The following is a 12,000-nucleotide window of genomic DNA, read 5'->3' on the forward strand; positions in this document are numbered from 1 at the left end:
GGCCTTTCCTTTCCGTGCGAGTGCAGGGTGGTCAGGGGCATGACAGAGAGAGGTACGACGCCCCGGGGGCGCCGACCTGGTGCACCACCGGGGTCAGCGGTGCCGGTACCGCTCCTCCACGGCGACCGCCGCCGCCGCGACGGCCCCGAGGACGGGGACCGCCAGCGGCGCGACGAACAGGGCGGAACAGGCGACGACCGCCAGTCCGCCGACGAGCAGGAAGGACCCGGCCGGGTCCAGGACCGTCCGACGCCCGGCGTCCGCCAGCAGCGCCCGCCACCGGGCGCCCGGCGTCCACACCGCCGCCGCACGCAGCCCTGCGACGGTGAGCCCGATCAGCGCGAACAGGCCGACCGCCCCGACGAACGGCCCGCCGGGAATGCCGGCGCGCGCGGCCTGGACGTCCACCCAGACCGCGGCCACCGCCGCCCACCCGGCGAGCCCGACGATCCACCCGCCGCGCACGGCCGCCCGGAAGTCCACGACGAACTCCCGCCAGCCGCCGCCCTCGTGGGCCGTACTACGCCGCAGATGCCGTGCGCCGGCGGCGAAGGCCGCGGGGTAGGTGACGCCCCCGAGACAGGCCACGGCGATCCACACGCCGGTGAGCAGGCACTCGGCGAAGACCGCAAAGCGCTCGCCGAACACGGACTCCTTGCGCGGGGAGCGGGCCTTCACGCGTGCTTGCGCCATGGTGACCGCCTCAGCCCTTCAGTCCGGAGGTCGCCATACCGTCGATGAGGTAGCGCTGGAAGGCCATGAAGAAGGCGATGACCGGTATCAGCGCCACCAACGACATCGCGATCATGCTGCCGTAGTTGGAGATGCCCTCCTGGTCGCGGAACATCATCAGGCCGAGCGAAACGGTGTACTTCTCCGGGGTGTTGAGGTAGATCAACGGTCCCATGAAGTCGTTCCACGCGTTGATGAAGGTGAAGATCGCGCTGGTGATGATCGCGGGCCGGCTCAGCGGCAGCACGATCGACCAGTAGGTGCGCAGATGCCCGCAGCCGTCGAGCTTGGCAGCCTCGTCGAGTTCCTTGGGGAGCCCGCGCATGAACTGCACCATCAGGAACACGAAGAAGGCTTCCGTGGCCAGGAACTTGCCCGCGACGAGCGGCACCAGGGTGTCGGTGAGCTCAAGGTTGCGGAAGAGCACGTACTGCGGGATGAGCAGCACGTGGTACGGCAGCAGCAGCGTGCCGATCATCAGCGTGAAGAGCAGGTTCCTCCCGGCGAACCGGATCTTGGCGAAGGCGTACGCGGTCAGCGAGCTGGACAGCACCACACCGACCACGGCCAGGACCGCGTACATCAGCGAGTTGGTGAAGAAGCTGGTAATGGGGATGCCGGAGATGCCGTCGGCGAGCCCGGAGAAGTTCGCCCAGACCGGTTCGGTGGGCAACAGGTCGAGGCTGGCGATGATGTCCTTGCTCGGCTTGAACGAGGCACCGACCACCCAGATCACGGGATACAGGACGACCGCGAGCACGACGAGCGCGCCCACGTGCCAGGCGATCGATCCGACGCGCCGCCGCTCGTTCGCGGTGCGCAGGGCAGGGCTGGTGGCACTGGTCACTTGGCGGCCTCCTCGTAGTGCACCCACTTCTTCTGCGACCAGAACAGGACCGCCGTGACGAGCGCCACCGCGATCACCAGCGTCCAGGCCATCGCGGAGGCGAAGCCCATCTGGGCCTCCTTGAAGCCCTTCTGGTAGAGGTAACAGGTGTAGACGAGCGTGGCGTCGGCGGGCCCGCACCGGGTGTCGGAGACGACGTACGCGGAGCCGAACACCTGGAACGCGTGGATGGACTCCAGCAGCACGTTGAAGAACAGCACCGGGGAGATCATCGGCAGCGTGATGTTCCAGAACCGCCGCAGCGGACCGGCCCCGTCCACCTCGGCGGCCTCGTACAGCTCCTGCGGGACCTGCTTGAGGCCGGCCAGGAAGATGACCATCGGCGCGCCGAACTGCCAGATGCTCAGCGCCACCAGGGCGTAGATGACGTAGTCCGGGTTGCCGATCCAGCCGCCCACATCGAGACCGAAGATCTTCTGCGTACGGTCCACGATCGCGTCGTCCGAGAACAGCGCCCGCCACACGAAACCGACGGAGACGCTGGCGCCGATGAGCGAGGGCATGTAGAACGCGGCCCGGTACAGGCCCTGTCCACGCCGCTTCTGCGCGAGCAGCAGCGCCACTCCGAGCGCGAGCAGCAGCTTCAGCGGTGTGGCCACGACGACGTACTTCAGCGTGACCTCGACCGACTTCTGCCAGCGCGGGTCCTGGAACATCGTCGTGAAGTTGTCCAGCCCCACCCACTGGGGCGGCGTGAACAGGTTGTAGCTGGTGAACGCGTAGTACAGCGACGCGATCATCGGCCCCGCCGTGAGCAGCAGGAAGCCCGCGATCCACGGCGACATGAAGAGATAGCCGGCGAGGTTCTCGCGGCGCCGCCCGCCCCGCCCGGCGGCAGGAGCGGCGGGCCGCTTCTTCGCCGGGCGCGGGGGCGCTTCCTTGACGAGCGTCATGGTGGTACGTCCCCTCAGCCCGCGAACGCGGCCTTGGCCTCGCTGAACAGCGCCTTCGCGGCGTCGGCCGGCTTGGTCTTGCCCTGGGCGACCTCGCCGCCGAGGCGCAGGAACGCCGCCTCGATGACGTCCGTACCGGACGGGTGCGGGGTGATCTTCCCGAGGACACCGGCCGCGGCGACTTCCTCCTCGTACGCCTTGACGCCCTTGTTGTTGTCGTCGGTGGGCGTGAACGCCTCGTACTGCTCGGTCGTGGCGAGGATGCCGCGGTCGTAGCCCATGATCTTGCCGACCTCGGGGTCATGGACCATGAAGTCGATGAACTGGGCGACTTCCTTGGGGTGCTTGGTCCCGGAGAAGGCGCTGAGCATCAGCGAACCGAGGTACTGGCCGGTGTCCTTGCCGTCCGTGGTGGGGATCGGCGCGAGCCCGTAGTCGGACTCGCCCTCGCCCTCGTAGCGGATGGAGAAGTTGTCCCAGGTGAACTCGGACGCGGCGAGCCCCGCGGAGAGCGCGGACTTGGGCTTGACCTGCTCGACCTTCTTCGGGTCGGCGACGAGCCCGGACCGCACGCGCTTGTAGCCGTCCTCCCACCACTGCGTCAGATCGTCCTCGGTGAAGCCGAGATCGGAGTCGGTGAAGAAGGCCTTGCCGTTCTGACGCAGGTAGAGGTCGTAGAGGTACATGATGCTGAAGTAGCCGGTGTCACCGGCGATCTTCAGCTTGTCCTGGATCGTCTGCAGCGCGTCGAAGTACTCGTCCCAGGTCCAGCCGAACTTCGCCTCCACGCCCGCCTTCTTGAAGGCCTTGAGGTCGATGACGAGCGCCATGGTGTTGGCGCCGACGGGTATGCCGATCTGCTTGCCGTCGACCTGACCGTTCGCCAGAACGCCGTTGCGGAAGTTCTCCAGGCTCAGATTCCCGGCGTCCGCCTGCGCCTTGAGGTCCATCAGAACGCCGCGCTTGTCGTACTTGCGCAGAAAGCCGACCGCATTCTGGAAGACGTCCGGCGGATTCCCGCCGGAGGCCTGGGTCTGGAACTTCTCCCAGAAAGCCTCGTAGTCGGTGAATTCCGGCTTGATCTTGATCTTCGGGTACTTCTTCTCGAAGAGCGCGATCGTCTTCTTGATGGCGATGGTGCGCGGCTCGCCACCCCACCACGCGTAACGGAGCGTCACCGTTCCGTCTCCGGAACCACTGTCGCCACCGCACGCGGTCGTGGCACCCAGCCCGAGCGTGGCTGCCGAGGCCCCGGCCACCTTCAGGATCGTACGCCTCTCAACATTCCTGCTGGTTCCCATGGTTGGGCCCCCTCCCCGCAGCGTCATTGCCGACTGCATGAATCGTTTCAAGTAAGCGCTTGCTGGCACAAGCTACGAGGGGCCTCGGAGTGCGTCAATGATTCGGACAGGATTTTCTTGCGGAGCGGCTCCGTGATCCGACGCGATTCGGGGGCCGGGGGCGGAGGCGTGGGGTGACACCGCAGGTGAGACGGGTGCGGTCGGCTGGTCGGACGGTGGGCGGGGTGCCGTACGGGTGTGGCGTTCGGCTGAAAGACGTCGAAGGGGTGGGCGTCGGCAGGACGGTCGGCGAGGCGGGCGCGGATGGTGAACCGATCCGCGACGAAGCGGATCTTGGACCCGCTCAGGTGCGGTGAGGTGCTGCCCGCAGACACTGATCGATGCGGGCCCGGAGCGGGTGCGTCGGCCACGCGGCGAGGTCCGGCCCGCAGACGATGATCACTGCCGGGCTCGGAGCGGACACCGCCGTCGGCACGAACAACGGCGGCCCACCTGCACTCTCGCAGGTGGGCCGCCGTCTTCGGATGGTGGGCGATACTGGGTTCGAACCAGTGACCTCTTCGGTGTGAACGAAGCGCTCTCCCACTGAGCTAATCGCCCGGGCGCAGGAAGAACATTACCCCATGTCAGGCGGTGCCTGTGACCGGCGTCGGCCGGCACCTGAGCCCCAGGGCCTGCCCGGCGGATCATGCCGCAGACGCGGGGCTCGGCACGCCCATCTGCGCCGATGAGTCACCGCCGGTTTCCTGCGACCTGATCCGCCGGACAGGCCCTGCCCGCGGAGCAGCGGATCACTGGTTCTCGATCTTCCACGGCATCATGAGGCCGAACTTCCAGAGGTAGACACCGGCGAGGACACCGATGATCACGCAGCCGATCGTCGTCAGGATGATGTTGCGTCGCCGCACCCTGGGATCGAGGGCGCGCTGGGCCGCCTCGGTGACCTTGCGCTTGGTCCAGCGCAGGACCAGCTGGGCCCAGACGAACTCGGTCGCCCAGATCGCCATGCCGCCGAAGATGATCACCCAGCCCGGTCCGGGCAGCGGCAGCAGGATGATGCCGCCGACCACGACCGCCAGGCCCACGAGGAAGACGCCGACCTGCCAGCTCACATGGAGCAGTCGGCGCCCCTTGATGAATTCCGGCGCCCTCGAGCCGAGCCCCCGCTCGTGCTGCACCTCGTCCCGCTTCGTCTCGTCCGCCGCCACGGCCGCCTCGCCAGGCTCGCTACTCCCCGTGTTCATACGGCCAAACCCTACCCGACCGAATCCGATCACCGGAATGGACGCACCCGACGAACGGGTTCTCGGCCGGAAGAGTTACGTAAAGACACGCAAAACACTCAGAGGGGTTTACAACGGCACCGTAGGTGGCATGTCGATTTCGCCGACGTGCGAATCCCCGAGCGCACACTGAGCGAAAGGCCCTGGCGCTTATGAACACCACGGTCAGCTGCGAGCTGCACCTGCGCCTCGTTGTGTCGAGCGAGTCCTCCCTGCCTGTCCCCGCAGGCCTGCGGTACGACACGGCCGACCCCTACGCCGTGCACGCCACCTTCCACACCGGAGCCGAGGAAACCGTCGAGTGGGTGTTCGCCCGCGACCTCCTCGCCGAAGGGCTTCACCGGCCCACCGGCACCGGCGACGTCCGCGTCTGGCCGTCGCGCAGTCACGGTCAGGGCGTCGTGTGCATCGCCCTGAGCTCCCCGGAGGGGGAGGCGTTGCTCGAGGCCCCGGCGCGGGCCCTGGAGTCGTTCCTGAAGCGGACCGACGCCGCCGTGCCACCCGGCACCGAGCACCGGCACTTCGATCTCGATCAGGAGCTCTCGCACATTCTGGCGGAAAGCTAGGCGAGGCCTCACAGAGCTGCCCGACGCCGTCCAACTCGGGGAGACGGCTCGGGCCAGGACAACCGCATACGGCACACACCGACGTCGCCACCGTGCACCTCCGCGGGGCGGCGCCGGTGCGCGTATTTCGCCCCCGCCCCGCCTTCCGGGAACCGCGCTGCCGCCGGCCGGCGTTCTACCGGCAGGCGCAGGCTGGTGCGGGGCGCAGGCAGTGGGGCGCCGTTCCGCGAGCCACTACCATCGGCCAGCATCGGCGGGCGCCTGCCCGACCCCCAGGCCAGGGAGCGAAACGTGCTGATCACCCACGACACCCGGTGCGCGCTCGACACCGTGGTCGATCTGGTGAACACCGCACCGGAGGACGACACGACGCCGGACGGGCTGCCGGATGTCGCGGCTCTCGCGGATTTTGTACGAAAGCACGAGATCAGCGACGTCGGGGTGCTCTCGGAGTTCGACCTCTCGGCAGTCCGCAAGATCCGGAGCCGGTTCGCCGGGATCTTCGCGGCGGCGGACGCCCGGACCGCGGCCGGAATGATCAACGATCTGGTCGCCGCCGCCGGCACCACGCCCCGGCTCACGGACCACGACGGCTACGACTGGCACGTGCACTACTTCGCGCCCGGCGCCTCCGTGGCCGATCACCTCGCGGCCGACTGCGGCATGGCGCTCGCCTTCTTCGTGGTCGCCGGGGAACAGGAACGGCTGCGGCGCTGCGAGGCCCCCGACTGCCGACGCGCCTTCGTCGATCTCTCCCGCAACCGTTCGCGCCGCTACTGCGACAGCCGCACCTGCGGAAACCGCCTGCATGTAGCCGCGTACCGGGCTCGACGCAAGGAGGCGACGGGCTGACGACGCCCGGCGGGACGGGCGGCGGTCGGCGGAAGCGGGACACCGGTGCCGACGCGGTGCCCGGCGGGTGGCGCCGGGGACCGCGCGTACGGCTCAGAGCAGCAGCAGATCGTGCAGCGCAGCCATGAGCAGCAGACACCCGATCACCGCAAGGAAGATCATCAGCGGTGGCTGGGAAAGGGCGAAAAGGCACCCGCGCGGCTCGTCCTGAGGTGGCGCGGCGTCGCTCTGTGTCGTGTCCAGCATCTCGCGGGCGATGATGGCGCAGCAGACACCCCCTACGCGATCAACACGCTCGGAAGATACGGGAGTTCGCCGAATTCCATGATCTTGTGCACGATCGGTGTCTCAGGCCGTCCGGCTTACGACCGCACGCGATCTCTGGTTCGTTTCAGTCATCGGGCCGACGTCATATGCCGTGCTTCTTCAGGATGGCCTCGATATCGCTGAAGTCGTCCGCGGAATCGGCCCGGGGCCCCGGCTGGGGCCTGGCCGTCGCAGAGGAGGCCGGACCCAGCGAAGGCGCGGAGGCGTGCGGGGCCAGGGCGTCGGACTGGGCCGCCTTGGCTGCCTTGCGCTCCTTGCGGGTGCCGCCCCGGCGCCGCTCCACCGCGCGTGTGCCGGCGAACAGCAGCCAGGCGCCGCCGAGCACGCCGAAGCCGGCCCAGGCCGTGGGGCTGAAGGCGGTGTCGGCGGCCCACTGAACGACCCCGGTCATCACCAGACCGAGGGGGACGAGTGAGTAGGCGGCGATACGGACGGCCGTGAGGAAGCGCTTGCGGTACGCCGTCACCGCCGCGATGCCCAGGCCGGCCGCGGCAACGGCGGAACAGACGGTCTCGGCAATCATCCGGTCCTCCATGCGGGCTCGGTCGGGCAGGGGGCGCTTCGCCCCTTCCATCCTGCACCCCCCGCGCCCTCGCAGGCCACGCTCCGACCGGACATCAGGGACATCTCCGGGTCAGCTCCTCCGCAGGTGCCGGTTCGGACGTATGGCCGCACGCGTTCCGGCAACCGCGGCCCGACCAGTCCGAGGTCCCGGTTGGGCCGGTCGAACCACGGCTGGGAGACTGGGGTTCATGAACGACTCCTCCCCGACCCGCCCCGCGCCCGTCCTCGACATCTGGTGCGAACTCCAGTGCCCGGACTGCCGTAGTGCCCTGGACGACATCCGCGCGCTGCGCGCCCGCTACGGCGACCGGCTCGAGCTGCGGCTGCGGCACTTCCCGCTGGAGAAGCACAAGCACGCCTTCGCCGCCGCGCAGGCCGCCGAGGAGGCCGTGGAGCAGGGGCAGGGGTGGCCGTATGTCGAGGCCGTGCTGGCTCGGGTGGAGGAGCTGGACCGTAGGGGGGAACCCTTCCTGGTCGAGGTGGCCGGTGAACTCGGCCTGGACGCCGAGGAGTTCGACACCGCCCTCGTCGACGGCCGGCACATCCTGATCGTGGACGCGGACCAGGCCGAGGGCAAGGCGATCGGCGTGACCGGCACCCCGACGTATGTCATCGGAGGGGAGCGTCTCGACGGCGGCAAGAGCCAGGAGGGGTTGCGCGAGCGCATCGAGGAGATCGCGGACCGGCTGCTGGCCGAGCGGGATTGAACCCGGAGCGGGGCTCAGAGCAGGTTCTTGTACAGGAAGTACCTCACCGGCACATAGCCCAGTGACTCGTAGAGCCGCTCGGCCGGAGTGTTGCCCGCGAAGACGTTGAGGCGCAGGACTTCCTTCCCGGCGTCCACCGCCTGCCTCTCGGCCAGCAGCATCAGTGAGCGGCCGTGGCCCTGGCCCCGGAAGCGCTCGTCGGCCTCGACGTCGTAGACGTACGCCATGTCCTCGGTCAGCGCGAGCCACAGGGTGCCGACCCTGGTGCCCTCGTGCTCCAGGACACTGAGCAGCATGTTCTCGGTCGCGACGCCGTGCGGGAGCAGATGGGCGTGGTCCCGTTCCGCCTTGGTCCATGCCTCGTCCTCGGCCACCCCGCGGTCGATCCAGCTCTGCGCGTAGTGGGCCTTGTTGTAGGCGAGCCACGGCCCGTACTCCGCGGGCGTCATGGGCCTGCCCCGGCTGCCCGCGGGAAGTTCGGGCGCCATGGCGCCGAGGGCCTTCTCCATGCCGCGGTTGCGTTCGACGTAGCCGAGCGCTGCGACGAACCGCAGCGCGGTGGCGTCGGCGGGCACCGTGATCTCGATCCGGCTGCAGCCCCAGCCGCGCGCCACCTCCTCGGCGGCCAGCGCGGCCACGGTGCCCCGGCCGCGTCCGCGGTCCGCCTCCTCGATGCGCAGGTCGCGGATCTGGGCGACCCTGGGCCCGAAGAGGGCGTGTGTCGCGAGGTGTATCGCGCCGACGGGGCGGCCGTTCACGCACACGTGGTAGTGGCGGGACAGCGCCCCGTCGGCTGCGCGCTGAAGCGGCTCGATCGGCCGCAGGGTGGTGGTCATCAGGGGTGTTCTACCCGCCGCGGCGATCCGCGTCAGCCGAATTTCCGCGGCGTCTGCCGTCAGGGATCGAGGTCGTTCCCGGACCGCTCGTCGAAGACCCGCATGGCCTTGGCGGTCACCGGGCCCGGGGCGCCCGGCAGTTCCCGCTCGTCGACGCGGTGGACGGCCTGGATGTCGCGCAGCGTGGAGGTCAGGAAGACCTCGTCCGCCCGCTCCAGGACGTCCAGCGGGAGGTCCGTCTCCTTGGCGCCGGTCCACTCGACGGTCAACGCGCGCGTGATGCCGGCGAGGCAGCCGGAGGCGAGGGGCGGGGTGTGGATCTCGCCGTCGAGGACGACGAAGACGTTGGAGCCGGTGCCCTCGCAGAGCTGTCCGACCGTGTTGGCGAACAGCGCCTCCGACGCGCCCTGTTGGTGGGCGCGGGCCAGGGCGACGACGTTCTCGGCGTACGAGGTCGTCTTCAGGCCGGTGAGCACGCCGCGCTCGTTGCGGGTCCAGGGGACCGAGATCACGGCGGTGGAATCGGGGCGGCGCGGGGTCTCGCCGAGGGCGACGACCAGGGTCGGGCCGTGCTCGCCGCGGTCGGAGCCGAGCGGGCCGTGGCCGCCGGTGTACGTGATGCGCAGCCGGCCGAGCGGCATGGGGTTGGCCTCGAGGACGGCGGCGCAGCCACGGCGGACCTCGTCGAGGTCCGGGTCGGGCAGGCCGAGGCCACGGGCCGAGCGGGTCAGCCGGTCGAGGTGCCGGGTGAGCGCGAACGGCCTGCCGTCCACCGCCTTCACGGTCTCGAAGATGCCGTCGCCCACGGTCAGCCCGTGGTCGAAGACGGAGACGCGGGCGGATTCGATGTCCTGCAGCCCGCCGTCGAGCCAAAGCTTCACTGGTCGCTTCCTCGCAAGTCGGTACCGGGGGCGTCGGACCGGCCGGGGATCCAGGGGGTGCCCCCCGGGCCGGCACAGCACGTCGTCAGTCCCTCTCCACTCACCTCGTACGCCCCCGACGCTACCGCGAGCAGCCTGGCCGCCTTCAGTTCGGTCTCCCGCCACTCCCCCTCGGGGTCCGACCCCCAGGTGATACCCGCGCCCGTGCCGAAGCGCAGCACGCCCTCCGCCCGGTCGATCCAGAAAGTGCGGATGCCGACGGCCAGCTCGCCCACTCCCCGGTCGGCGTCCACCCAGCCGATGCCGCCGCAGTACGGCCCCCGGGGTGCCGTCTCCAGCGCGTCGATGATCCGCAGGGCGCTCGACTTGGGGGCACCGGTGACCGAGCCGGGCGGGAAGGCGGCGTCGAACAGTTCCGGCCAGCCCGCGTCGGCACGCAGTTCGCCGCGGACGGTGGAGACGAGGTGCACCAGTCCCGGGTGCTTCTCCACGGCGCACAGGTCGGGGACGGTCACGGTGCCGGTGGCGCAGACGCGCCCGATGTCGTTGCGGACCAGGTCCACGATCATCACGTTCTCGGCGTAGTCCTTCGCCAGGAGGTCCGCCTCGGTGCGGCCGGTGCCCTTGATCGGCCCGGACTCGACGGTGCGGCCGGCGCGGCGCAGGAAGAGCTCCGGGGACGCGGTGGCCGTCTCGACGCCGTGCTCCGGCAGCCGGATCGTTCCTGCGTACGGTGCCGGGTTGCCGCGGGCCAGCAGTGCGGTGAGGGCTTCCACGTCGGCGTCCGGTGCGATCGGCGCGGAGAGCACCCGGCAGAGGTTCGCCTGATAGACCTCGCCGGCCGCGATGTGCTCACGGATGCGGCGCACGCCCGCCATGTACGCGGCACGGTCGAGTGACGACGTCCAGTCACCGACGTCCGGTCCTCGCCACCGCCCCGGCACCGGGGCGGGTACCGGCTCCTGTCGTACCTCCGCGAAACGCGCGCAGGTCAGACGGCCCTCGAAGTCCGCGACAACGGCCCAGAAACCGGCGGAGTCCAGGGCCGAGGGGTCGCTGGTGACATCGAGGAGGCCGGTGGCGACACGGTCGCCGAAGCGGGCGAGAGGAGGGAGGTCGAGCACGTTGCCGAGTCTATGGCGGGTGTCCCGCAGGTGGCCCGGGCGTGTCCTTCCCGGTGGTCCGACCGCGTCCGTGACCAGGTGCAGGGCAGCACGCTGCACAAACGCGTTTTTGTACTGGCCCCGGAATCCGCTAGAGTTCAACACGTCGCCGGGACGCGCAAGCCGACCGAAACGACAGGCGGACGTAGCTCAGTTGGTAGAGCGCAACCTTGCCAAGGTTGAGGTCGCGAGTTCGAGCCTCGTCGTCCGCTCGAAGGAAGTGGGGATCCTCCCGGTCCCCTACACTCCTGGTGGAGTGGCCGAGAGGCGAGGCAACGGCCTGCAAAGCCGTCTACACGGGTTCAAATCCCGTCTCCACCTCCAAGGACGATTAGCTCAGCGGGAGAGCGCTTCCCTGACACGGAAGAGGTCACTGGTTCAATCCCAGTATCGTCCACTGGTCCGCAAGGACCTCGATCCGCAAGGATCCCCGCGCGATTAGCTCAGCGGGAGAGCGCTTCCCTGACACGGAAGAGGTCACTGGTTCAATCCCAGTATCGCGCACGCAGTGCCCGTGATCGGCTCCTCGGAGTGACGTGGAGTGATCATGGTCCCGAGGACGATTAGCTCAGCGGGAGAGCGCTTCCCTGACACGGAAGAGGTCACTGGTTCAATCCCAGTATCGTCCACACGCCCCGGAACCCCCGGCCGTCTCGTACGGCCGGGGGTTCCGTCGTGAGCACGTAGTGTCGGGCTCAGCTGGAGAACAGCATGCGACCGAAGCTCTTGTGGCGGCGGCTGTCGTGGTGGCCCCCGTGGTGGCCGCCGTGCGGAGCACCCCAGGCGGGGGCGGACGGGGCAGGGTAGGACTGCGCGGCGGGCGGGGGCGGCGGGCCCGGTTGGGACCACTGGGACTCGAGGCGGGTCAGGGCCTCCAGCTCGCCGTAGTCCAGGAAGATCCCGCGGCAGTTTGCGCACTGCTCTATCTGGACGCCGTTGCGGTTGTACGTGTGCATCGGCGCGTGGCACTTCGGACACTGCATGCTCG

14 protein-coding genes and 6 tRNA genes are annotated in these 12,000 nt (G+C 69.4%); 8 read left to right on the forward strand and 12 right to left on the reverse strand.

Annotated features, from left to right (window positions below; translation table 11 throughout):
- Positions 1–93 precede the first annotated feature (93 nt).
- From StrepF001_RS03945 to StrepF001_RS03970, 6 genes are all read right to left on the reverse strand, one after another.
- Positions 94–693 carry a hypothetical protein gene (locus tag StrepF001_RS03945; protein ID WP_129796861.1) on the reverse strand — a complete coding sequence of 200 codons (600 nt, stop codon included), beginning with the start codon at positions 691–693 and terminating at the stop codon, positions 94–96.
- Between the two features lie 10 nt (positions 694–703).
- Positions 704–1,579 carry a carbohydrate ABC transporter permease gene (locus StrepF001_RS03950; RefSeq protein ID WP_129796862.1) on the reverse strand — a complete coding sequence of 292 codons (876 nt, stop codon included), beginning with the start codon at positions 1,577–1,579 and terminating at the stop codon, positions 704–706.
- Positions 1,576–2,532, reverse strand: a complete 957-nt coding sequence (locus tag StrepF001_RS03955) for a sugar ABC transporter permease (protein ID WP_129796863.1) — start codon at positions 2,530–2,532, stop codon at positions 1,576–1,578. The genes StrepF001_RS03950 and StrepF001_RS03955 overlap by 4 nt, the downstream gene beginning before the upstream one ends.
- A gap of 14 nt (positions 2,533–2,546) precedes the next feature.
- Complete coding sequence (locus tag StrepF001_RS03960) at positions 2,547–3,833, reverse strand: extracellular solute-binding protein (protein WP_129796864.1); 1,287 nt, start codon at positions 3,831–3,833, stop codon at positions 2,547–2,549.
- Positions 3,834–4,358: 525 nt separating this feature from the next.
- Positions 4,359–4,433: transfer RNA gene (locus tag StrepF001_RS03965), tRNA-Val, on the reverse strand.
- A 191-nt stretch (positions 4,434–4,624) separates the two neighbouring features.
- Positions 4,625–5,077, reverse strand: coding sequence for a TIGR02611 family protein (locus StrepF001_RS03970; RefSeq protein WP_129796865.1), 453 nt, complete (start codon positions 5,075–5,077; stop codon positions 4,625–4,627).
- A gap of 191 nt (positions 5,078–5,268) precedes the next feature.
- Between StrepF001_RS03970 and StrepF001_RS03975 the strand changes: the two genes are divergently transcribed.
- Positions 5,269–5,682 (forward strand): SsgA family sporulation/cell division regulator, encoded by a 414-nt coding sequence (locus StrepF001_RS03975; RefSeq protein WP_004002642.1) that lies wholly within the window; start codon positions 5,269–5,271, stop codon positions 5,680–5,682.
- 291 nt (positions 5,683–5,973) lie between these two features.
- The gene (locus tag StrepF001_RS03980; protein WP_129796866.1) at positions 5,974–6,534 is read left to right on the forward strand and encodes a CGNR zinc finger domain-containing protein; all 561 of its coding nucleotides are present in this window, start codon (positions 5,974–5,976) and stop codon (positions 6,532–6,534) included.
- A gap of 93 nt (positions 6,535–6,627) precedes the next feature.
- Here the strand turns inward: StrepF001_RS03980 and StrepF001_RS45435 are convergent, their stop codons facing one another.
- Together StrepF001_RS45435 and StrepF001_RS03985 are read right to left on the reverse strand one after the other, a co-directional pair.
- Complete coding sequence (locus tag StrepF001_RS45435; RefSeq protein ID WP_020138043.1) at positions 6,628–6,780, reverse strand: hypothetical protein; 153 nt, start codon at positions 6,778–6,780, stop codon at positions 6,628–6,630.
- Between the two features lie 163 nt (positions 6,781–6,943).
- Entirely contained in the window at positions 6,944–7,384 is a 441-nt protein-coding gene (locus StrepF001_RS03985) for a hypothetical protein (protein ID WP_129796867.1), read from the reverse strand.
- A 229-nt stretch (positions 7,385–7,613) separates the two neighbouring features.
- Between StrepF001_RS03985 and StrepF001_RS03990 the strand changes: the two genes are divergently transcribed.
- Positions 7,614–8,132, forward strand: coding sequence for a DsbA family protein (locus StrepF001_RS03990; RefSeq protein WP_129796868.1), 519 nt, complete (start codon positions 7,614–7,616; stop codon positions 8,130–8,132).
- 14 nt (positions 8,133–8,146) lie between these two features.
- Here the strand turns inward: StrepF001_RS03990 and StrepF001_RS03995 are convergent, their stop codons facing one another.
- The 3 genes from StrepF001_RS03995 to StrepF001_RS04005 are packed head-to-tail and all read right to left on the reverse strand — an operon-like array spanning position 8,147 to position 10,973.
- Positions 8,147–8,968 (reverse strand): GNAT family N-acetyltransferase, encoded by an 822-nt coding sequence (locus StrepF001_RS03995; RefSeq protein ID WP_129796869.1) that lies wholly within the window; start codon positions 8,966–8,968, stop codon positions 8,147–8,149.
- A gap of 59 nt (positions 8,969–9,027) precedes the next feature.
- Positions 9,028–9,849 (reverse strand): aminodeoxychorismate lyase, encoded by an 822-nt coding sequence (locus StrepF001_RS04000; RefSeq protein ID WP_129796870.1) that lies wholly within the window; start codon positions 9,847–9,849, stop codon positions 9,028–9,030.
- The gene (locus tag StrepF001_RS04005; RefSeq protein ID WP_129796871.1) at positions 9,846–10,973 is read right to left on the reverse strand and encodes a chorismate-binding protein; all 1,128 of its coding nucleotides are present in this window, start codon (positions 10,971–10,973) and stop codon (positions 9,846–9,848) included. Before StrepF001_RS04005 ends, StrepF001_RS04000 begins: the two co-directional genes overlap by 4 nt.
- A 178-nt stretch (positions 10,974–11,151) precedes the next feature.
- On the opposite strand from StrepF001_RS04005, the gene StrepF001_RS04010 reads away from it, so the two are divergent.
- From StrepF001_RS04010 to StrepF001_RS04030, 5 genes are all read left to right on the forward strand, one after another.
- Positions 11,152–11,224: transfer RNA gene (locus StrepF001_RS04010), tRNA-Gly, on the forward strand.
- A 38-nt stretch (positions 11,225–11,262) separates the two neighbouring features.
- A tRNA-Cys gene (locus StrepF001_RS04015) sits at positions 11,263–11,336 on the forward strand.
- A 1-nt stretch (position 11,337) separates the two neighbouring features.
- Positions 11,338–11,409, forward strand: a tRNA-Val gene (locus tag StrepF001_RS04020).
- Positions 11,410–11,444: 35 nt separating this feature from the next.
- Positions 11,445–11,516: transfer RNA gene (locus tag StrepF001_RS04025), tRNA-Val, on the forward strand.
- Positions 11,517–11,569: 53 nt separating this feature from the next.
- A tRNA-Val gene (locus StrepF001_RS04030) sits at positions 11,570–11,641 on the forward strand.
- A 66-nt stretch (positions 11,642–11,707) separates the two neighbouring features.
- Here the strand turns inward: StrepF001_RS04030 and StrepF001_RS04035 are convergent.
- The gene (locus StrepF001_RS04035; protein WP_129796872.1) at positions 11,708–11,995 is read right to left on the reverse strand and encodes a zf-TFIIB domain-containing protein; all 288 of its coding nucleotides are present in this window, start codon (positions 11,993–11,995) and stop codon (positions 11,708–11,710) included.
- Positions 11,996–12,000 lie beyond the last annotated feature (5 nt).

This window comes from Streptomyces sp. F001, from assembly GCF_004187715.1.
Lineage (GTDB): Bacteria > Actinomycetota > Actinomycetes > Streptomycetales > Streptomycetaceae > Streptomyces > Streptomyces flavusporus.